General features: G+C 53.2%; 17 protein-coding genes and 1 riboswitch. Of the genes, 10 read left to right on the plus strand and 7 right to left on the minus strand.

Going from position 1 to position 20,150, the window contains the following annotated elements; genetic code table 11:
- Positions 1-55 precede the first annotated feature (55 nt).
- Positions 56-1,603: an L-glutamate gamma-semialdehyde dehydrogenase gene (gene pruA, locus DP091_RS15665; RefSeq protein ID WP_113059169.1), complete on the minus strand. Its 1,548-nt coding sequence runs from the start codon at positions 1,601-1,603 to the stop codon at positions 56-58.
- A gap of 200 nt (positions 1,604-1,803) precedes the next feature.
- On the opposite strand from pruA, the gene DP091_RS15670 reads away from it, so the two are divergent.
- Positions 1,804-2,724 (plus strand): proline dehydrogenase family protein, encoded by a 921-nt coding sequence (locus DP091_RS15670; RefSeq protein ID WP_113059170.1) that lies wholly within the window; start codon positions 1,804-1,806, stop codon positions 2,722-2,724.
- 60 nt (positions 2,725-2,784) lie between these two features.
- Here DP091_RS15670 and DP091_RS15675 read toward each other — a convergent pair whose 3' ends face one another.
- On the minus strand, positions 2,785-3,249 hold the full coding sequence (locus DP091_RS15675) for a hypothetical protein (protein ID WP_113059171.1): 465 nt from the start codon (positions 3,247-3,249) through the stop codon (positions 2,785-2,787).
- A gap of 683 nt (positions 3,250-3,932) precedes the next feature.
- Positions 3,933-4,099: riboswitch (cyclic di-AMP (ydaO/yuaA leader) on the plus strand.
- Positions 4,100-4,235: 136 nt separating this feature from the next.
- Here DP091_RS15675 and DP091_RS15680 point away from each other — a divergent pair.
- The 6 genes from DP091_RS15680 to DP091_RS15705 all read left to right on the plus strand — a co-directional run bounded on the left by DP091_RS15680 (position 4,236) and on the right by DP091_RS15705 (position 11,669).
- Positions 4,236-4,646 (plus strand): hypothetical protein, encoded by a 411-nt coding sequence (locus DP091_RS15680; protein ID WP_113059172.1) that lies wholly within the window; start codon positions 4,236-4,238, stop codon positions 4,644-4,646.
- A 151-nt stretch (positions 4,647-4,797) separates the two neighbouring features.
- Positions 4,798-4,875, plus strand: coding sequence for a potassium-transporting ATPase subunit F (locus DP091_RS32335; protein ID WP_373456925.1), 78 nt, complete (start codon positions 4,798-4,800; stop codon positions 4,873-4,875).
- Positions 4,876-4,905: 30 nt separating this feature from the next.
- Positions 4,906-6,585 (plus strand): potassium-transporting ATPase subunit KdpA, encoded by a 1,680-nt coding sequence (gene kdpA / locus DP091_RS15690; RefSeq protein WP_113059174.1) that lies wholly within the window; start codon positions 4,906-4,908, stop codon positions 6,583-6,585.
- A 20-nt stretch (positions 6,586-6,605) separates the two neighbouring features.
- Positions 6,606-8,639, plus strand: coding sequence for a potassium-transporting ATPase subunit KdpB (gene kdpB, locus DP091_RS15695; protein ID WP_113059175.1), 2,034 nt, complete (start codon positions 6,606-6,608; stop codon positions 8,637-8,639).
- Positions 8,640-8,718: 79 nt separating this feature from the next.
- Positions 8,719-9,345, plus strand: a complete 627-nt coding sequence (gene kdpC / locus DP091_RS15700) for a potassium-transporting ATPase subunit KdpC (RefSeq protein WP_113059176.1) — start codon at positions 8,719-8,721, stop codon at positions 9,343-9,345.
- A 2-nt stretch (positions 9,346-9,347) separates the two neighbouring features.
- Entirely contained in the window at positions 9,348-11,669 is a 2,322-nt protein-coding gene (locus DP091_RS15705) for a histidine kinase (RefSeq protein WP_113059177.1), read from the plus strand.
- A gap of 374 nt (positions 11,670-12,043) precedes the next feature.
- On the opposite strand, the gene udk is transcribed toward DP091_RS15705, so the two are convergent.
- Positions 12,044-12,682 carry a uridine kinase gene (gene udk, locus DP091_RS15715; RefSeq protein WP_071219124.1) on the minus strand — a complete coding sequence of 213 codons (639 nt, stop codon included), beginning with the start codon at positions 12,680-12,682 and terminating at the stop codon, positions 12,044-12,046.
- A gap of 198 nt (positions 12,683-12,880) precedes the next feature.
- Here udk and DP091_RS15720 point away from each other — a divergent pair, with 198 nt between their 5' ends.
- Together DP091_RS15720 and comJ are read left to right on the plus strand one after the other, a co-directional pair.
- The gene (locus tag DP091_RS15720) at positions 12,881-13,516 is read left to right on the plus strand and encodes a carbohydrate-binding family 9-like protein (RefSeq protein WP_113059179.1); all 636 of its coding nucleotides are present in this window, start codon (positions 12,881-12,883) and stop codon (positions 13,514-13,516) included.
- 39 nt (positions 13,517-13,555) lie between these two features.
- Positions 13,556-14,401, plus strand: a complete 846-nt coding sequence (gene comJ / locus DP091_RS31905; protein WP_258394549.1) for a competence protein ComJ — start codon at positions 13,556-13,558, stop codon at positions 14,399-14,401.
- A gap of 187 nt (positions 14,402-14,588) precedes the next feature.
- Here the strand turns inward: comJ and DP091_RS15735 are convergent, their stop codons facing one another.
- The 4 genes from DP091_RS15735 to fabF all read right to left on the minus strand — a co-directional run bounded on the left by DP091_RS15735 (position 14,589) and on the right by fabF (position 18,605).
- Positions 14,589-15,704, minus strand: coding sequence for a stalk domain-containing protein (locus tag DP091_RS15735; RefSeq protein WP_113059181.1), 1,116 nt, complete (start codon positions 15,702-15,704; stop codon positions 14,589-14,591).
- 63 nt (positions 15,705-15,767) lie between these two features.
- Entirely contained in the window at positions 15,768-16,649 is an 882-nt protein-coding gene (gene rsiV, locus DP091_RS15740; RefSeq protein WP_113059182.1) for an anti-sigma-V factor RsiV, read from the minus strand.
- Positions 16,649-17,161: an RNA polymerase sigma factor SigV gene (locus DP091_RS15745; RefSeq protein WP_113059183.1), complete on the minus strand. Its 513-nt coding sequence runs from the start codon at positions 17,159-17,161 to the stop codon at positions 16,649-16,651. Before DP091_RS15745 ends, rsiV begins: the two co-directional genes overlap by 1 nt.
- 202 nt (positions 17,162-17,363) lie before the next feature.
- Positions 17,364-18,605 (minus strand): beta-ketoacyl-ACP synthase II, encoded by a 1,242-nt coding sequence (gene fabF / locus DP091_RS15750; protein WP_113059184.1) that lies wholly within the window; start codon positions 18,603-18,605, stop codon positions 17,364-17,366.
- Positions 18,606-18,740: 135 nt separating this feature from the next.
- Here fabF and DP091_RS15755 point away from each other — a divergent pair, with 135 nt between their 5' ends.
- The gene (locus DP091_RS15755; RefSeq protein ID WP_113059185.1) at positions 18,741-19,580 is read left to right on the plus strand and encodes a helix-turn-helix transcriptional regulator; all 840 of its coding nucleotides are present in this window, start codon (positions 18,741-18,743) and stop codon (positions 19,578-19,580) included.
- The last annotated feature ends 570 nt before the right edge of the window (positions 19,581-20,150 follow it).

Genomic DNA, 20,150 nt, shown 5'->3' on the forward strand with positions numbered 1-20,150 from the left:
CTGTACATAAAGAAACCTCTCCATTGTCATGGAGAGGTTTCTTTACATGTCGTAATCAGAATCGCTCCGACACCGCCTTTGCCTGTGTAAACAGGAGCAGGTAGTCGCGCCCGCCGGCTTTGGAATCGGTCCCGGACATATTGAAGCCGCCGAACGGGTGGATGCCTACCAAGGCGCCGGTGCATTTCCGGTTCAAATACAGGTTGCCGACATGGAAGTCGCGCCGGGCCTGTTCCAGGTGCGCGCGGTTGTTCGAGATCACCGCGCCGGTCAGCCCGTAATCGGTATTGTTGGCGAATCGGATCGCTTCGTCGAAGGAGGCTGCCTTCGTGAAGGCCACGACCGGACCAAAGATTTCCTCCTGGGAAATACGGGCGGTGCTGGCGACGTCCGCGAAGATCGTCGGCTGTATGAAATACCCCTCCGGATCGCCCGGGAATCCGCCCAGTACCAGCTTCCCTTCACTTTTTCCGATTTCAATATAGTCGAGAATTTTACGGTACGCCTTATCGTCGATGACGGGTCCTACCTGAGCCTCGGCATTGGAGGGGCTTCCGATCACCAGCTTCTTGGAGCGGTCGATCACCTTCTGCAGCACGATATCATAGACGTCCTCGTGCACGATGGCTCTGGAGCAGGCGGAGCATTTCTGACCGGAGAAGCCGAATGCGGAAGCGGTAATCGCGTCCGCCGCGAGCTCCAAATCGGCTTCGTTGTCCACGATGATTGCGTCTTTCCCGCCCATTTCGGCGATGACGCGCTTGATCCATCGTTGCCCCGGCTGCGTCTTGGCTGCGCGTTCCTGAATCCGCAGTCCGACGTCGCGTGACCCCGTAAAGCTGATAAACCTGGTCAATGGGTGATCCACCAGATAGTCCCCCACTTCCTGACCCGGTCCAGGCAGGAAATTAACGACGCCCGGAGGCAGGCTGACCTCTTCCAGGAGCTCCACGAATTTGGCGGCAATGACCGGCGTGGTGCTGGCAGGCTTCAGCACAACGGTATTGCCGGAGACGATGGCAGCCGTGGTCATGCCAGCCATAATCGCGAGCGGGAAGTTCCACGGCGGAATGACGATGCCGACGCCAAGCGGGATGTAATAGAGATGATTCTCTTCCTCCTCGTGAACCGTCAGCGGCTGGGGCGCGCTCAGGCGCTGCATTTCGCGTGCATAGAATTCCATGAAATCGATCGCTTCGGCCGTATCCGCGTCGGCTTCGGCACGCGACTTGCCGGCTTCGAGAGTCATGAGCGCGGAGAACTCGAGCTTGCGCCGCCGCATGATCGCCGCGGCCTTGAACAGATAGCGTGCCCGTTCGCTCGGCTCGGTGTGCTTCCACGTCTCAAAGGTGCGCGCTGCCGTCTGAATGGCTTGTTCGGCAAGCTCGGTATTCGCTTGGGACACGACGCCGATGACTTGGTGTTTGCGCGACGGATTGACCGAATTTGCGGTGCGCTCCGTATGGATTTTGGCACCGCCGATGACCATTGGGTACGATTGGCCAAGCTCGGCTTCGACCCCGGATAACGCCGCGTCGTATAACTTGTTGTTCCATTCGTTGTTGAAGTCCATAAATGGTTCGTTCCGAAAAGATGCTCGCATGGGGAGGCCCCTCCTTAACATGATATGAATCGAAGCTTCTGGCCAATGGTCCAGCTGCGAATGCGTCATGGTGGCATGGTTAGGAACTCCTGGTGAAAACCTCTATGTAAGATATGTATGTCTTCCTGCATGCCGTCATGATTTTTGCATATGAGTTAGATAGAGTGCATTTTGGTTTACCTTGCAGAGGGGGCGCGCGCATGGACGGAACCGAGCTTTACCGTAAAGTGATCCTCACGGTGTCCGGCAATAAACTCGTGAAATGGTTGTCGATCAAGTACGGCCGGAAATTGGCGGGCCGATTCATTGCCGGCGATACCTTGAATGAGGCGCTGGATGAAATCGAGAGGCTGAACGCGAAGGGCATTCTTGTCACGCTGGACCATCTGGGGGAGGGCATCCGGACGCTGGACGAAGCAGCCGGGTATCGGGAGGAATATTTGAAGCTGGTGGAAGGGATCGCGAGGCGTGGAGTGCAGTCGAACGTATCGCTGAAACCGACGCAGATGGGCATGGCGCTGGATCTGGAGAAGGCGTACGAGAACATCAAAATGGTGGCGAAAAAGGCGAAAGAGCACCGCAATTTCGTTCGTCTGGATATGGAGGATTCGCCGTACACCCAGGCGACGATTGATATGACGCTGCGGCTCCATAAGGAGGGGCTGACCAACGTGGGGACCGTAATGCAAGCTTACTTGTTCCGTACGGAGGAGGACGTCAAGAATTTGATGCATGCCGGCGTAAATCTGCGGTTGGTCAAGGGGGCGTACAAAGAGCCGGGAACCATCGCCTTTCAGCAGAAGCGGGAGGTCATTGACAACTATAAGAAGTTGATCAAAATGCATTTTGATCAGGGAGCCTACGTCGCGATTGCTTCGCACGACGACAACATCATCGACTGGGTGAAGGTGTTTGCCGAGCAGAGCCGCATAGACAAACAGGACTATGAATTTCAGATGCTGTACGGACTGAGGATGAATGATCAGGCTGCCCTGGCACAGGACGGCTACCGTATCCGGTGTTATATGCCCTACGGAACGATGTGGTACCCGTATTTCACCCGGCGGCTGGCAGAGAAGCCGGCCAACCTGATGATGGTGCTCAAAAATATGTTCAAGTGAGCGGGGGAAAACGGCCAATTGCAATGGAAGCGAGAACGGCAGCTCTTTCTAGCAGCTGTCCTAGAAGGAATAATACGCCTCCGAGCAGTCCATCAGGAAGGAACGCTCCAGCGGCAGGCTGCCTAATCGCTTACGGGTGATGTGCTGTTGCAGATTGGCCTCCAGATCGGCGAGGGCTGATGCGGCGAGCTGCATTCGTGCGGATCCCCACTGCTGCTGCTTCTGGGCATAACGAACGGCCCCGGTAACGGGCATACCCCTCAGCCTCGTAAAGACGGATGCCCAGCGGACCAGATCCGCGAATTCTCTTGTGCTTGGCAGCGCATATTCGGCATACCCGGCCGCGTCTTTGCAGCTGATTTTGAACAACCCGCAGTTCCAATCTCGGTCGCTCCAGGGGATAAAGCGTTCAGCCGAGCCCCGGTCGAAACGAAATATCTCCATGCAGCGGATGAGCTCTGCATTTAATGCAGGCGTTGCGGTTTCGATGACGGGGGCTAGTGCCGCCTCGATGAGTTTCGTCATGATCTGCGCTCCTTTATGGGAATGTTATATGCACGATAAATAGGCCTGGTGAGCAGAGTAACCCCGCTCTCCAGGCCTATTTATCGTTAGAGGCCCTGCTACAGTGGCCGCTTCGCTCAAGGCTCGGGAGCTCAGCGTAAACGAATGTTTCGAATGATGGATGAATCATACGCCGGAGGACTCTAAAAGTAAATGGCCATATTGAACGGATACATTCCGAAAATCGATGAAAACCGTAAAAGAAAACGCGTACATTCGGCCGTGACATCTATTATCATGGCAAAATCGCGGTATCTCGATAGATTGCGATAAATGCAAGAAAACAAGAGAAATACATAGTATAGAGCAGAATTCAAGAGATAATCGAGAAAAATCGGTCGGATCCTGTTCGACATAACGCTACATGTGTTTTTGCTCACATTTACTTCCTGCAAGGCCGGACGTATGATACGAACTATGAATTGACGGACATCGGCGGCAGGCATACGGGCAGCCGTTCCATGAAGAACTAAAGGCTGTGTGAGAGCTGCCGGGCTCTTTATGGATCGAATCTCGGGCGAGGGCACCATGGGCCTTCGCTGGAAATGCAGGTTGAAGCGACTCTCACCGCTTGAACCTGATGCTGTGCTGTTTTGCCGGACCTGGATGTTAGTCAATGGCTAATAGAATAACATGCTACTCGTTTGTAATTTTCGCTGAGTCCTTGAATGGAAAAGGAACGGGGGAACCAGTCGGGAGATGAACTTGATCTCTCAGGGGTGAATCCCATGGACAAGATAACGGTCTATGGGTAGGGCGACTCTCACGCCCGAATCCGTCAGCTAACCTCGTAAGCGTATCGAGAGGGGCAACGATTGTCGTGGACTTGGGCCACGGTGTATTTCACCGTGTTCTGATGAAGAAGCCTGCGGGAAGAGTTCTTCTCTTTCCCCAGGCTTCTTTGTTGTTGTCTTCTCTTTCTGAACTTCTTAGGAGGAGAACAAAAGATGGAGAAACCGCAGGAGTTTATTCTGGTATCCGCGCCGAACAAGGCCGGGGAACAATTTATCCGCCAGCTGATCTATATGGACATTTCGTTTGCGGCCATAGCCAACAACCGGGTTGAGCAGGAGAGGCTGCGAGAACTAGGCTGCACCAACATGATTGTTATCGATACAAGGGATGAACAAACCTGGATCATTCCCGAGTTTCCCGTGAGCAAGGTGTATTTGTTCGAGAGCAGCTTGAACCTGTGCTGCCGCTATTTACGGATCTGCCGGACATGGACGACGGAGTCGATTTATGTGATTACCCATTCCAGCAATCCGCGATTGATATACAGGGGACTGGGTGCCGATGTGGTGCTTCATACGAACCATCATCAGGTATCCTTCCTGATTTCATCCATTGTCAGCTAAGCGTCTTGGCTGATGTGACCATGAGGTTTTAGGAGGTTGTATTCATGCAGGATTTATATATGGTGCTTATCTTGGGAGGAACCTACGGGCTGCTCATGCTATTTATGTCCTGGTGCGGACGCGTGGTTTCGGAACCGGAGGTGGATTAATCGTGACGATCATTTTAATATGCACGCTCTTTATTTTTCTATATTTGATTTACGCGTTGATTCACCCTGAAAAATTCTAGGGAAACAGCTGAAGGAGGAAGGCATTCGTCATGGGCATTTTACAAATTGCCATCGTAATTCTCGTTCTGGTGCTGCTGGTAAAGCCGCTCGGAACTTATCTATATCAGGTGTTTCGCAATGAGGGGAACGGCACGGATAAATGGTTCTCCTGGTTGGAGAAACCGATCTTCGCACTGATTGGCTTGAAAGAACGCAAGGGAATGACATGGAAAGGCTATGCCATTAGCTTTGTGGTAACGAATATTGTGCTGGTCGCGGCGGGGTATTTGATTCTGCGCATGCAGAGCGTATTGCCCTTCAACCCGAACGGCATCGACGATATGGAATCGACCTTGTCGTTCAATACGATCATCAGCTTTATGACGAATACGAATCTCCAGCATTACAGCGGGGAGTCGGGGTTATCCTATATGGCCCAGATGGCCGTCATTACCATGATGATGTTCACGTCCGCGGCGACCGGGCTGTGCGTGGCGATTGCGTTTATCCGGGCGGTGACCAGCAAGGGTACAACCGTCGGCAACTTTTTTGAGGATTTCGTCAAAGCCCACACCCGGGTGTTCATCCCGGCCGCATTTATCATTGCGATGGTGCTGGTTGCACTGCAGGTGCCGCAGACTTTGCAGCCTGCGCTCAGCGTCACGACGCTTCAAGGAAGCGAGCAGCAAATAGCTGTGGGACCGGTGGCTGCGCTGGAATCGATCAAGCATCTGGGCACCAATGGGGGCGGGTTTATGGGGGCCAACTCGGCGCATCCGTTCGAGAACCCGTCCCCGCTGACCAATGTGATCGAGATTCTGTGCATGTGGAGCCTCGGGGCGGCGCTTCCTTACACATTTGGTTTGTTCGCGAAGAGCCGCAAGCAGGGCTGGATTATTTTCTCGGTGATGATGACCTTGTTTATCGGATTCCTGTCCTTGAACTATGCGGCTGAAACGAACGGCAATCCGGCGCTGAACCGGCTGGGCATGGATACCTCCCAAGGCAGCATGGAGGGCAAGGAGGTCCGGTTCGGAATCGCCCAATCCTCTCTGTTCACCACGGTGACGACTGCGGCCACGACCGGGTCGGTTAACAACATGCATGATACGCTCACGCCGCTTGGCGGGATTACGCCGCTGTCCCTGATGATGCTGAACTCCGTTTTTGGCGGAAAAGGCGTCGGGCTGATGAACATGCTCATGTATGCGATATTGGCGGTGTTCCTGGCTGGTCTTATGGTTGGCCGAACACCCGAATTTCTAGGGAGAAAAATAGAGGCGCGGGAGATGAAGCTAATTGCGGTTGTTATCCTGGTGCATCCATTGATCATTCTGGCTCCGACCGCACTTGCGTTGATGACGGATGCAGGGCAGGCGGGCATTGCCCATGCGGGCTTTCATGGCATCTCCCAGGTATTGTACGAATACACGTCTTCCGCAGCCAATAACGGTTCCGGATTTGAGGGTCTGTCGGATAACACGCCGTTCTGGAATGTGACAACTGGACTGGTCATGCTATTCGGACGTTACATTTCGATGATCGCCTTGCTGGCAGTGGGCGGCTCGTTGATGCGGAAGCAATGGGTTCCCGAGACGCTCGGGACGTTCCGGACAGATAATAAGCTGTTTGCCGGCATTCTGATCGCGGTGGTTCTGATTATCGGTGCATTGACCTTCCTGCCAGTACTTGTGCTCGGTCCGATTGCTGAGCATCTGACGATCCGTTAATAGAAAAGGTGGCTATTTCCATGAATAATACGAGAAAAAAAGCGATGTCCCAAGAGATGGTCCGTCAGGCGCTGAAGGACAGCTTCACGAAGCTGAATCCCGTCCTGATGATGAGAAATCCGGTCATGTTTGTTGTGGAGGCCGGGACTCTGGTTGTTTTGTTGATGACGTTATTTCCATCCTATTTCGGGACAGAGGGCAGTATCGGATTTAATGTGACGGTATTTGTCATTCTGCTGTTGACGCTGCTGTTTGCAAACTTCGCAGAGGCGCTTGCCGAAGGACGCGGAAAGGCGCAGGCCGATTCCCTTAAGCAGTCGAAGCAGGAAATGACGGCACATAAAGTGATGGAGAACGGAGGGGTGCAATCCGTGCCCTCCACGGATCTTCGCAAAGGAGATATCGTGATCGTCACGCAGGGCGAGATGATTCCCGGGGATGGGGAAGTCATTGCGGGCCTTGCGTCCGTTGACGAATCGGCGATTACCGGCGAGTCCGCCCCCGTCATTAAAGAAGCCGGCGGCGATTTCAGCTCGGTCACCGGGGGGACGCGGGTTGTCAGCGATACGATCCGCGTCCGGATTACGAGCGATCCCGGGGAATCGTTTATCGACCGGATGATCTCGCTTGTTGAAGGAGCCTCTCGCCAGAAGACGCCGAATGAAATTGCGCTGAATACGCTGTTGATCGTCTTAACGCTGATATTCCTGATCGTTGTCGTTACGCTCGCTCCAATTGCGAAGTATCTTGGCATCGAGCTGTCCGTTCCGGTGCTGATCTCGCTGCTGGTATGCCTCATCCCGACCACGATCGGGGGATTGCTGTCGGCGATCGGGATTGCCGGCATGGACCGGGTGACGCAGTTCAATGTGCTGGCGATGTCGGGCAAGGCGGTGGAGGCAGCCGGTGACATCAATACGATGATTCTGGATAAGACGGGTACCATTACGTTCGGGAACCGGATGGCCAGCCAGCTGATTCCCGTCGGCGGCGAATCGCATGCATCGCTTTCGCAATGGGCGGGCGTGAGCTCGCTGCTGGATGAAACGCCGGAAGGACGTTCCGTGCTGGAGCTGCTGAAGCAGGAAGGTCTCGAAGCAGATGCAAGCATGACGGCTGAGGCGGATTTCATCGAATTTAAGGCAGAGACCCGGATGAGTGGGATGGACCTTAAGGATGGGCGAAAAGTCCGCAAGGGTGCGGTAGATGCCGTCAAAGCTTGGGCGCTGTCGCAAGGAGGCTCCATCCCTTTGGATTTGACGCCAAACGCTGACGCCATCGCGACAGAGGGCGGAACCCCGCTCGCTGTTGCCGTGGATAACCGCATCTATGGTCTAATCTACTTGAAGGATACCGTGAAGCCGGGAATGAAGGAACGGTTTGACCAGCTGCGCCGGATGGGCATCAAGACGATTATGTGCACGGGCGACAATCCGCTCACCGCAGCAACGATTGCCCGAGAAGCAGGCGTCGATGATTATATCGCCGAGAGCAAGCCCGAGGATAAGATTGCCGTCATCCGCCGAGAACAAGCCGAAGGCAAGCTGGTTGCGATGACTGGTGACGGTACGAACGACGCCCCGGCGCTGGCCCAGGCCGATGTGGGGCTGGCGATGAACAGCGGTACCACCGCAGCCAAGGAAGCAGCCAATATGGTGGATCTGGATTCGGATCCATCGAAGATTATCGAGGTGGTTGCCATCGGCAAGCAGCTGCTAATGACGCGTGGCGCGCTGACCACGTTCAGCGTCGCGAACGATGTCGCCAAATATTTCGCCATCATTCCAGCGATGTTCGCAGCTGCCATACCGAGCATGAATGTTCTGAACGTCATGAGATTGGGTTCCCCCATGTCGGCGATTCTGTCGGCGCTGATCTTTAACGCGATCATTATTCCGCTGCTCATTCCGCTTGCGATGAGGGGCGTAGCCTATAAACCGATGAGCTCGTCGAAGCTGCTCCAGCGCAATGTGCTGGTCTATGGCTTAGGCGGCGTGATCGTACCGTTCCTCGGAATTAAGCTGATCGACATGATTGTCCATCTATGGATCTAGATATGATAATCGTACCGGGGAATAGAGATAACTCGAAAATGGTTTATGTGGAAGATATGAAGGAAGGGATCGAGGAACCATGAATAATCCATTGCAAAAATCATCCGCTGCAACCCGCGCCGGGGCGGGGGCAGTCCGCGTCTCTCTGGGCATGGCCCTAAGAACGAGCCTTGTATTTATCGTGTTATGCGGGGTTCTCTATCCGCTGATTACGACGGGAGCGGCGCAGCTGCTCATGCCGAAGCAAGCCGGCGGCAGCTTGGTCACGGATTCCGGCGGAAAGGTGGTCGGATCGGAATTGATCGGCCAGAACTTTACGGAGCCTCAGTATTTTCACGGCAGGGTGTCCAGCATTGAATATAACGGAGCCGGCTCAGGCAGCAATAACTATGCACCTTCCAACCCGGACCTGATCGATCGGACGAAGGCTTCGATTGAAGCGTGGAAGGAGAGCAACCCGGACGTTCCGGTGAGCAAGGTTCCGATGGATCTGGTTACGAATTCCGCCTCCGGATTGGATCCACACATCTCGCCGCAGGCCGCGAATATTCAGATTCCGCGGATCAGCAAGCTGACCGGAATTACGGAGGCAGAGCTTAATCAGTTGGTAGAGGAGCACACAGAGGGACGGGACTTGGGCGTGTTCGGTGAACCGCGTGTCCATGTGTTGAAGCTGAACCTGGCGCTTGCCGAGCTTCTTGATTGATCATGGACCTCTTTCGGAGAAAATCACCGGAGGAAATCTTAAGGTCGATTGCCAAATTCCACCATGGAAGGCTTAAGGTATATATCGGGGCCGTAAGCGGTTCGGGGAAAACCTATCATATGCTTCGCGAAGGACATACCTTGAAACTGCAGGGCATCGATGTTGTCATATGCGCGGTATCCACGATGCAGCGTCCGGGAACGGTCGAGCAGGTCCGGAATCTGGAGCGGGTGCCCAGCATCCATTGGGTGGAGGACGGCGTAAAGAAGAAGGATCTTGATCTGGACCTGCTGGTGCAGCGCAACCCGGAGGTGGTGCTTGTCGATGGGCTTGCCCACCGGAATCGGAAGGGGGCGAAGCATGCTACGCGGCTGGATGACATCCGATTTCTGTTAAGCCGGGGAATTAGCGTGATCACGACGGTCAATGTGCATGAGCTGGATGACGTCCAGGATATTGCAGTCAAGCTGACAGGCATTAAGGCTAGTTATACGGTTCCTGCCGATACGCTAGAAAATGCGGACGAGGTGGTGCTTATTGATGTAACGCCTGAAACGATGCTGGAGCGGGCACAAGGCGGCTTGCTCGGGGGTGGAAGCTTATGGAAGGAGGGTAATTTGGCCGTGCTTCGGGAGCTAACGCTTCGCCTTGTAGCCGAAGGGGTAAACCACTCGCTGGAGCGCCACCGCAAGGAACGGGGATTGGTCGGTCCATCGGGTACCCATGAGCGAATACTGGTATCCACCCAATACCATTGGAACGGATCCATCTATATGCGGCGCGGACAGCAGATCGCGAAGAGATTGAACGGTGAGCTTATGGCCGTTACGTTTGTGAATCCGAGGTTAGAGCTCACGAAAGAGCAGGCGGCCTTCAAGCGATCTTTGCTGAAACTGTCCGAGCGTATCGGCGTCAAGCTTGAAGAGCTTCCTCTCCGCTCGCGTAGGAAGCTGGCCGACGTGCTTGTTCAATATGCGTTGGAGCACCATGTGACCCGCATTGTGCTGGGTCATTCGAAGCAGACCCGCCCGCAGGAGATGCGGCAGGGCTCGCTCCTTCAGGATCTGCTGAAGAAAACGCGCGGGATCGATATTTTTATTGTGGCGGATCGGGCGGCGCATGACGGAGAATGGATCATCCCGGCGCAGATCCATCCTCGGCGAGTTTCCTCCGATTCGTTTCACCGATTGAATGAGCAAGAGCTGGACCGGAAGATGGAGCAGGTCAAACGCGGGCGGTTTAAAGTCTATATCGGGGCTGCCCCGGGCGTGGGCAAGACGTTTGCGATGCTGCGCGAAGGCAATGATCTGCTAAAGAAGGAATTGACGGTTCTTACCGGACTGTTGGAGACACACGGACGGATGGATACGCGATCACAGATCGGTGATCTTGAGGTTCTTCCTCGCAAAGGGATGGACTACCAGGGATCACGCCTTGAGGAGATGGATACCGATGAGATCCTTCGTCGCAGGCCTGACGTAGTTCTTGTGGATGAGCTGGCGCATACGAATGTTCCCGGAAGCAAGCACAAGAAACGGTATGAAGACGTGCTGGATATTTTGTCGGCCGGCATCTCCGTCATTACGACCATGAACGTGCAGCATTTGGAGAGCTTGAATGATGCCGTCAAGCAAATGACCGGCGTTCGTGTTCGCGAGACGGTGCCGGATCATATTCTGCAATCGGCCGATGAGGTTCAGCTCATCGACGTTACGCCGGAGTCGCTGCGGCAGCGGATGAAGGACGGGAAAATTTATGCGCCGGAGAAAATCCCGCAAGCCCTTGGCCATTTTTTTAAGACGGGAAACCTCATTGCCTTAAGAGAGCTTGCCTTAAGAGAAATTGCGGATGATGTAGACGAGAGACTGGAGTCATGGCAGCGCAGCAGCTCGCTGCGGGGGCCGTGGCGTCGCGAGGAGGTTATCTATGTCATGATTGGTGAAGGTCCCCAGGGAGAACGGCTCATTCGCCGCGGCTTCCGGATCGCCCATCGGCTGAAAGCGGCCTGGTATGTGGCATTCCCTCTGGAGCGGCATCACAGTCTGTCTCTTGATGACGAACAGCGCCTGACGGCGCTTCAGACGTTAACGGAACGTCTCGGGGGAACGTTCACCGTGCTGCCGGTAAACAAGGGGCCAACCCGCGCCGTTTCTTCCCAATTGGTCGCAGCAGCAGATGCGGTCAAGGCTACCCAGTTGATTATCGGACAGCCGCAGATGGCCGGATGGAAGCTGTACGCCCAGCGGAGAATGATCCGGGGCCTGCTAAGAAGCGCAAGGCATATGGATGTGCTGGTGGTTGCGGATTACGATCCGCACGTTTGACGGCTTCAGCGCAGGGAGCTGAACGTTTTTGAGAGGACCGGGGACAAAAGAGGCGTCGGAAATGCTGAAAGTGCAGGAAATACAGGAAATACAGGAAATACAGGAAATGCAGGAAATGCAGTAAACCGCAGTAGATGCGGAGACGCAACAATTCGGAAAGCAAGAACACCGAGAACGAACATGGAACGAACATTCCGGAAAGCAAGAACACAGAAACCCAACAAACGTGGAAGTGGAAGAACGCAAACATGACGAGCGGGTTATGCAATCCTAACGCAATTGACACGGATAACACCAAAAAGCCCACAGACCTTTAACTTAAATGGTCCTGTGGGCTTTTCCATGCTGCCAAACTGCTGATACGCAGGCTTGTCCTATGATTCACCCGACAATGTGCGGTCGCCGGTCAAATATTTCTCGGTCAAGATGGAGAGCAGGCGAATACCGACTTCATTCTCTCCGCCTTCGGGAATGATCAGGTCGGCGTACTTCTTGGAGGGTTCGATGAACGCCTCATGCATCGGCTTGACGGTTGTCAGATACTGATTATGGATCGACTGGATGGTCCGGCCGCGGTCCTCGATATCGCGGACGACCCGGCGAAGCAGGCGTACATCGGGATCGGTATCCACAAACACTTTAATGTGAAGCAGCTTGCGCAGATTCTCATCGGACAGCACGTGCAGGCCTTCAATGATGACGATGTTGTTCGGCTTCAGTTCGATGGTCTGATCCGTGAAACGGGCATGAGCGGTAAAATCATACACCGGCGCGAATGCGGGTTGTCCGGTTTTCAAAATGCCGAGATGTTCGACGAGCAGCTCGTTGTCAAAGGCGAACGGATGATCATAGTTAATCGCTTCGCGTTCCTCGAAACTGAGCTCCTTATGATCCTTGTAATAGTTATCCTGCGAAATAAAAGTGACTTTATCTGAACCAAGACGGTCAATGACAGAGCGGGCAACCGTCGTTTTGCCCGATCCGGTGCCGCCGGCGATACCAATTATGAGCATGGCGAATCCATAACCCTCCCTAGAGTTTGCAATTTTATTATTGTAGCACAGCATGCGCTTATTTTCACTATGGGGACATAGAGCAAAAGATGGGATTTCCCCTATGTTCTTTATTCTTACCATGGAATAGCTAACCGAATCTGTATGTCTTATCATAGAGGATAGACTAACCATTGAACTTTTTTCGGAGGGATGATCATGCATTATACGGCAATTTATCCATGCAAGCCCGCCCTATACATCCAGCAGGGAGAGCATCGTGGGAACATTGATTGGGACCGGTATGAAGCGGTAGCCCTGAGCGATACCGTGACCGGGCTTGCTGCGAAGGAAGCGACCGAGGTTCGCGCCTGCTGGAGCTCCGACTACTTTTATGTACGGTTTGTTTGCCAGGATTCTCATATCGTATCGGAGTACCAGCATCGGGATGATCCGCTGTATGAACAGGATGTCGTGGAATTGTTTATAGACGAAGCAGGAACGGGAATGGAATATATCGAGCTTGAGGTGAGTCCGAACAATATTGTTTTTGACGCCTTGATCCAAAGCGATGGACGAAAATCGATCACAAGCAGCGATGTGAAGTGGGATCTTGCCGGTCTTCAGACGTCGGTAGAGCATGACGGTAACGGAAATATGATTTATGATATTCGCATTCCGGCTGCGAACTTCAAGAATCCCCTGCAAGGGGGGCGAAGCTGGAACGTGAATTTTTACCGCATTGATGAGGACATCCAAGGAAACCGGGAGTATCAGGCGTGGAGCCCAACCGGTGAGGTGAATTACCATATTCCTTCGCGTTTTGGGAAGCTGGAGTTCGTCGATATGATTTAGCATGAAAGGCTGGCGGTCCTCTGGGGAGTGATCATACTGGTGGCAGCCACGTTGTTGATACCCGGTTACTTTATTGCGCGCACGTATGGGCTTTTTCAGAATGAGGTGGTCCTGACCAAATACCAGCTGATAAAAAAGCCGGTATTCACATATGATCCGGACGCCAAGGCGGATGGGGAGATGGTCAAAGAAATAATCACCGCAGGCATGACACGTTCCAACGGCCAAGGAGGATCGGGAGTCGTAGAGGACAAGTATCTGAATGTCACCCGATTGTGTTCGAGGAGAAGCTGGGCATCAGCATGCGGGTCCAGGTGGATAAGGAACGCAGGCTGGCCACGATCCATCTGGAGCGGCTTAATAGAAAAGCAGGTATCCCAAAAGCGAGGTGTTTTACATATGCAGCATACGAAAATGACCCAAGAGGTGGACCTCACCATTTCGCACCATCAGATCCAAGTCCGCTCTCGGGACTTTGATGAGGATTTGTGCCAATGGGGAGAAACCAATATCAAACAGGGCGTTGTCATTCATCCCGGTTATCTCACCTTTGATCCTATCCCTGATGATGCTTTCGGCGCCTGGGTGAAGCTGGCCTTGAAGGAGGCGTTCATCGAAGATCCGAACGCGCAGCGGCGGATGGTCGTGCCGTTTGACGTTCTGGATCCCGGGAAGCTGGAGCTGTTGTCCGTCATGTCACACGCCGCTATTGAGCTTCCGCTGCAAGCAGGGCGATATGCACTGTATTTTGAGATTTGCGAGGATGAAGAAGTGTATTATCGTCTCACTTTTGTACATGAGGGAGAAAGGGTTCTAGCCCGGTATCTGATGGATGATGAATGGGGCGGCCAGGCTGGAGAAGCATTGACGTTGGGGTATTGTTGACGGGATTTTGCGCTACGACAAGGCTCGGAAGGTCTCGCTTGAGGTAAACGATTCTAACTTAACATGAAAATATGAAGAGGCCGTCTCCGTGTTGGAGAGGGCCTCTTTTTTACCGCAGACTGTGCTGTCCCTGCTTAGGAAAGATCCCGTGCAGGAGGCGCAGACTTTGAATGGGGTAGTTTCTATGTTATTTTGCAGCGGTTACCGTAATCTGGCCATGCTTGCTTTGATCTGCATTCAGATTCAGAATGTCTGTCAGGAAAGCAAGCGGAACATAGACGTGGCCTTTTTTCATGACAGGAGCCGAGCCCAGCGAACGTGGGGCCATTTTGCCGAAAGTGTAGGCATCCTTGTTCAGCTTCACCGCGCTCCAGACGGCTCCCTTGGAGATTTCCGTGGTTTTGCTCTTGCCGTTCCACTTGACATTGAACTGAAGCTGGCGCAGCACGGATACCTGAACCATGAATTTTCCGTTGTTATCTTTGTAATAAGCGCTTGATTTCAATACGGCTGCAGCGGGCTTTATGTCGGATCCTTTACCCGGCAGCTTTACGGCAAATTCCGGTGTACCTGTGGCTCCAGGGGCGATGCTGTATTTTTGGAATACGATATAGGCCTTTCCGTCCGCGACATAGAAGGATTGCTCCGCGTTTATGCCTTGAAACCCGTCTTCGTTCGCGAAGTAATGGTCATGATCAGCGGCAATCGCCGTTTTGACCGCTTGATCCACGATGGATTTGTAATCCTTGCCGAACAGGTCTTCAAGCGTCACGCGCTGTGCTTCGGCTTCGTTCGTGAAGTTGTACGTATCCACGCGAGGATCGCCATTGTTCATCCCGATGCCTTCGGTGATGACCTTAAGGGAGATCAAGCTGCCGTCTTTGCCATCCGATGTAAGCTCATAAGTGATGTTCAGCTGATAAGGGTGCATGGTATAGCCGTTCTTTTGTGCATTTGCAGCAGCTTCCGCCGCTTCTTTCTCCCATTTGTCCATATCCTTGAAAGCATGGGATTCGATAATGTCATTCACCTGGTCTTGATATTTGGTGTCAGTCAAACCTTGGAATACAGGGATCTTAATATTGGTTTCCAGCCATTTTTCCTTGGATTGCAGCGTTTTGGATGTTACCAGTTGCGGGGCAACGGCTGGAGCGGTCACCCGATTCGTGCTCGCTGCAGCTTTGGTTTCGGCATGGACATGAGCGGATGGCAGACCCGAAGCGGAGATCATAAGGATGCCCGCTAATCCGGCAGCCGCCAGGGTTTTGGTGATTGGGGTTGTGTGTTTCATTGTTTTTTTCATGATATATTACCTCCAGGTATATGGTTTGATATTTACTATTTGTGATCTGCCGCTCGCCTTGATCTATCGGATGTATTCGCTGCTGACGAGTTGGTCTGCGATTACTTCCGTTGGGATCGTAAATTCCACGACGCCCATATAGCCGGGTGCAACTTCGTATTCATTGAAGCTGATGACCAGTTTACCGTCTTGGTTGATATAGAAATTTTGGTCCTTGGCGATCGCTTGGAACAGATCCTCTGATGCATCGTTCTCCACGCCAGGCTGCTCAACCCAGTAGATGTTGTCCGGATTAGCCTGCATCTGACGGCGCATCTGCTCCTTGATATTGTCGCTGATGACCTGGATATAACGATCATCCTTGAACAGACTTGGCAGCGTGATCACCATCTGGTTCTTCTTGTCGATCGTATCGTATTTTCTGGATTCGGCAGAGCCTCCAGCAGATTCGACAATATAACGCGAAAGCGTCAGCAGTTGTTCATTGTCGGTGATCACTTCATAACCGCTAGTAAGACTCAGATGCGCGTCGCCTTCTTTATTTAATAGGGCCACTTCGTCTTTGAAGTTCTCATACAGTTTCTTGTTTTCTTCCAGGTATTTGTTATTCAGGGTTTGCTCAAGCTCCGTATTTCCTAGGTTGGCAATGCCGGGTGTTTCGATATGCACTTCCGTGTTATCGTCTTGCTCGGCATATTCACGAATGGTGATCACCTTGATGATATGGCCCAGAACCGGCACATCGGACATGGCCTTGGCGAAGGCAGGGCTAGTATTCACTCCGGCGAACAGCAGGATGCATGCAGCTGCGCTACTAGCGAGCCAGGGCAGCGCTCTATTTTTTTTTCGTCTGGTTGCTATGGTCTTGTTGACAATCGAGCTTAGTTCGTCAGGAATAGGAGTGCTCTCGTACTGCTCTTTCATCCTATTCAGCTTGTCATGCATTATCGTTGTGCCTCCTCTTGATCTTCCTCGCTTAAGTTCACCCGCAGTCTCTGTAGTCCTTGGTATAATCTCGTTTTCACCGTGCTGACGTTCTCATGGAGCACTTCGGCAATTTCCTCAATCTTCATATCTTCAAAAAACCGGAGTATAATGACGACCCGATATTTGTCGGGTAACTCCTCCGAAGATTGGGCCAGATCCAGATTTGGATAGTGGTCATGGCTGCCGGGTAATATAACCTCCAGGTTCTCGTCGTCCATGACGTGGACTTTTTTCTGTTTTCTAATGAAATCGAGGGAGGTTGTTACAATAATTCGGAAAAACCAGCTTTTTAAAGAACCCGTCTGCTTCAGCTTTTCCATGGATATAAATGCTTTGTGGATCGCGTCCTGAACGATATCGAGGGCATCCTCTTTATTTCTAACGTAGCTGTATGCCAGCCGGTAGGCGCTGTCCTGATGTTCGGTTATGCATTGGATAAGAAGCTTCTCAAGCTTCCGGCCGCCTCTCATGTAAATATGACACTCCTTTGGGCCCGCGCGGGTAACCATCAATTGCAATTGACTTACGGAAGCAAGACGTGCGAGTGTTGCAAAAAGTTTGATTCTGCGAAAAAAATTTTAATATGCATTTCTGTCTCATTATTCAGCCCATCCTTCCAGAATCGCAACAAGAAAAAGACCCCAGTTTTCACGGGGGTCGGAGACGGGTGGGTTATTCGTGCTCATATTTCTGGATAACAATCGCCGAATTATGTCCGCCGAAGCCGAAGGAATTGGACATGCCAATCCGAAGCTCGGCGTTTCTGGCCTGGTTCGGTACGTAATCCAAATCGCATGCCGGATCGGCATGTTCCAGATTGATGGTCGGTGGTATAACCCCTTCCTGCAAGGATTTCACGAGGGCGATGGCCTCCACGCCTCCGGATGCGCCCAGCATATGTCCGGTCATCGACTTGTTGGCCGTTACCGGAATACGGTACGCCTCCTTGCCAAACACCTGCTTAATGGCCGCTGTCTCCGAACGGTCGCCGATGACCGTGCTTGTGGCATGGGCGCTGATGACATCCACGTCGGCTGGGGCGAGTTTCGCCTCGGTCAGGGCCAGCTTCATCGCCCGTGCCGCGCCGTTGCCGTCTTCCGGCGTGGCGACCATATGATAGGCATCCGAGCTGGCACCGTAACCGATGACCTCGCCCAGAATGACGGCGCCTCTGCGTAAGGCATGGGAGAGCGACTCCAGGACGAGGATGCCGGCACCTTCCGCCATGACAAATCCGTCCCGGTCTGTATCAAACGGCCGGCTGGCCCGGACCGGTTCATCGTTGCGGGATGAAAGGGCGGTTGCGTTCGCGAAGCTGGCCAGCGAGATATCGGTCAACGCCGCTTCGGAGCCTCCCGCAATAATCACGTCGGACCGGCCAGCCTGGATGTTAAAGAAAGCCTCGCCGATCGCGGTATTGCCGATCGAACAGGCCGTAACCGGGGCAAGCGTAGAACCCAGCGCTTTGTACTTAATGCTGATGAGCGCTGCCGCCATATTGGGGATCATCATGGGAACTAGGGTAGGGCTTACCCGCTCGGGTCCTCGCGATGACAGCGTGTCGCTCTGATTCATTAACGTTTGAATACCGCCGATGCCGGAGCCGACGTATACCCCCATCCGCTCATGATCGATCTGATCCAGATCGAGTCCCGACTGGCTTATGGCTTGATCCGCCGCAGCCAGCGCAAACTGGCAAAAGCGGTCCAACCGCCGAGCTTCTTTTGCGCCGAACAGCGCGTTTGCGTCAAATTCCTTTACGGCACCTGCTATTTGTACCTTCTGTCTTGATGTGTCCAAAGTTTCTATATGTGTAATACCGGACTCTCCTCGTACAAGCCGGGACCAGAACGTATCAACATCATGGCCCAGCGGCGATATGACGCCCATACCGGTGATAACGACTCTTTCCATGTCAACAGCCTCCTTTAAGACTTTAAAACTTGTCAATCTTAAGGTTATAATGTCACGTGTAGTATCCTATTACAAGATACCGTTTATCCTAGTATAAATACTGCTATCCTTAGTTGGATGAAGGAGGCTTATAAGATGAATTCCCAGGTTAGACTCCAAGCTTTGTCGGCTTTCCTGAAAGGACAGCGTGCCAAAATCTCGCCCGAGTCCGTCGGATTGCCGCCGGGAACTCGAAGAAGAACACCGGGCTTGCGCAGAGAAGAGGTGGCCCAGCTGGCGGGTGTCAGCACGACTTGGTACACCTGGCTCGAGCAGGGACGCGACATCCAGGTGTCGTCGTCCGTGCTGGACTGCGTCGCCAATGCGCTGCAGCTGAACGCGGATGAGCGAAGATACCTGTATTCTCTGGCGCTGGAGAGCGGGGCGGAGCCTTATACGGTCAAACAAGAAGCGGTGCAGATCAGCCCGTCTCTGCAAAAAATCATCACTGAGCTGAAATATTGCCCCGTCATGATATCGGATCGGATGTGCAACATCGTAGGATGGAACCGTGCGGCTGCGTACGTGTTCCTTGATTTTGACCGCATTCCGCCCGAGGAGCGGAATATGATCCGGCTGCTTTTCACCCGCAGGGAGTTCCAGCGGCTGGCGGTAAACTGGGAGCAGTTCGCCAGCGGCTTCCTGTCGATGTTCCGGTCCTATTACGGTCAATATGTCGAGGATGAGTGGTATGACCGTTTTCTGGAAGAGATGAAGCAGGGGCATCCGGATTTCAATCGGATGTGGGAGCAGAGCCAGGTCAGCTATGCCCCGGAAGTACATCTGGAATTCCGGCATGCCAAGGCCGGAAAAATGGTATATGAGCTCACGTCGCTCAAAGTGTACGGAAATGATGATCTGCGGTGCAGCATTTATACGCCAGCTCCGGATACGACCACGGAAGCCAAACTGCGGCAGCTGATGGAAGAAAAGTAAGCGGAGAGAGCGGTACCAGTGACGCTATCTAAGGGGATGGCGGTGCTGGGTGATGCTTTCGAAGGGGAGCGGCGGCGCTGGCTGCTCCTGTTGCTCCCGGCGTAGGGATTCAGTTGCTGCTTGCTGTTGGTGCGGCTGAGGTAAGGGCCTCCAGTTCCGTGTGTAGGGATCTCGTTGCAGTTTTGCATTAGCTGCGCCTGAGGGAGAGGACTTCAGTTCCGATCGCACTTGCTGCGCCAAGAGTAGGGATCTCGTTGCTGTTGCACTAGCTGCGCCTGAAGTAGAGGACTCCAGTTCCGATTGCACCTGCTGTACCAAGAGTAGGGATTCCGTTGCTGTTGCACTAGCTGTGCCAAGAGTAGGGGTTCCGTTGCTGTTGCACTAGCTGCACCAAGAGTAGGGGTTCCGTTGCTGTTGCACTAGCTGCACCAAGAGTAGGGATTCCGTTGCTGTTGCACTAGCTGCGCCAAGAGTAGGGGTTCCGTTGCCGTTGCACTAGCTGCACCAAGAGTAGGGAATCCGTGCCGACACTTACTGTTCTTGAAGTCATCTACTGCTTGTTGCTCCCGA

It is taken from the genome of Paenibacillus sp. MDMC362 (genome assembly GCF_003269305.1).
Classification (GTDB): Bacteria; Bacillota; Bacilli; order Paenibacillales; family Paenibacillaceae; genus Paenibacillus_AQ.

Coding starts and splice junctions, on each gene's coding strand:
- pruA (WP_113059169.1), bottom strand. CDS start 1,603: ATGCGAGCATCTTTTCGGAACGAACCATTTATGGACTTCAACAACGAA.
- DP091_RS15670 (WP_113059170.1), top strand. CDS start 1,804: ATGGACGGAACCGAGCTTTACCGTAAAGTGATCCTCACGGTGTCCGGC.
- DP091_RS15675 (WP_113059171.1), bottom strand. CDS start 3,249: ATGACGAAACTCATCGAGGCGGCACTAGCCCCCGTCATCGAAACCGCA.
- DP091_RS15680 (WP_113059172.1), top strand. CDS start 4,236: ATGGAGAAACCGCAGGAGTTTATTCTGGTATCCGCGCCGAACAAGGCC.
- kdpA (WP_113059174.1), top strand. CDS start 4,906: ATGGGCATTTTACAAATTGCCATCGTAATTCTCGTTCTGGTGCTGCTG.
- kdpB (WP_113059175.1), top strand. CDS start 6,606: ATGAATAATACGAGAAAAAAAGCGATGTCCCAAGAGATGGTCCGTCAG.
- kdpC (WP_113059176.1), top strand. CDS start 8,719: ATGAATAATCCATTGCAAAAATCATCCGCTGCAACCCGCGCCGGGGCG.
- DP091_RS15705 (WP_113059177.1), top strand. CDS start 9,348: ATGGACCTCTTTCGGAGAAAATCACCGGAGGAAATCTTAAGGTCGATT.
- udk (WP_071219124.1), bottom strand. CDS start 12,682: ATGCTCATAATTGGTATCGCCGGCGGCACCGGATCGGGCAAAACGACG.
- DP091_RS15720 (WP_113059179.1), top strand. CDS start 12,881: ATGCATTATACGGCAATTTATCCATGCAAGCCCGCCCTATACATCCAG.
- DP091_RS15735 (WP_113059181.1), bottom strand. CDS start 15,704: ATGAAAAAAACAATGAAACACACAACCCCAATCACCAAAACCCTGGCG.
- rsiV (WP_113059182.1), bottom strand. CDS start 16,649: ATGCATGACAAGCTGAATAGGATGAAAGAGCAGTACGAGAGCACTCCT.
- DP091_RS15745 (WP_113059183.1), bottom strand. CDS start 17,161: ATGAGAGGCGGCCGGAAGCTTGAGAAGCTTCTTATCCAATGCATAACC.
- fabF (WP_113059184.1), bottom strand. CDS start 18,605: ATGGAAAGAGTCGTTATCACCGGTATGGGCGTCATATCGCCGCTGGGC.
- DP091_RS15755 (WP_113059185.1), top strand. CDS start 18,741: ATGAATTCCCAGGTTAGACTCCAAGCTTTGTCGGCTTTCCTGAAAGGA.